1 protein-coding gene is annotated in these 359 nt (G+C 44.3%); it reads right to left on the bottom strand.

Features of this window, described 5'->3' with window-relative positions; genetic code table 11:
- A partial coding sequence (locus tag G5B06_RS18705) for a M23 family metallopeptidase (protein WP_173772733.1) occupies window positions 1-359 on the bottom strand: 359 nt, incomplete at both ends.

Raw genomic sequence — 359 nt, 5'->3', positions numbered from 1 at the left:
CCTGCAGATACACTCCGGCTGCTTAAATGTGCATACCGCAGTTCATAGCCTTTACTGTCCTTGATCACAACATAATTGCCATAGCTGTCGTTATAAGCAGAAGTTGTAACCGTTCCGGTCAGCCCTGCCATTACTTTTGTCCCTTCCGGTGCTCCGATATCCATACCATTATGAAGCTGATTTGCTCCTGATATTGGATGAATCCTGTATCCATAATAGCTGGTCACACTGGAATACCAGTTAAAATCAACCGGTGTTGCAAACATCTGCAAGTTGCCTTTTGTATCGTTGTAGGCACTGAACAGTTCTTTCTGGAAAAATCCCAACCTGTCCTGACAGATTGACATCAGGTTTCCACT

The sequence above is a fragment of the Blautia luti genome (genome assembly GCF_013304735.1).
In the GTDB taxonomy this organism is placed as follows: domain Bacteria; phylum Bacillota; class Clostridia; order Lachnospirales; family Lachnospiraceae; genus Blautia_A.
This window is presented reverse-complemented; position numbering and strand designations above follow the sequence as displayed.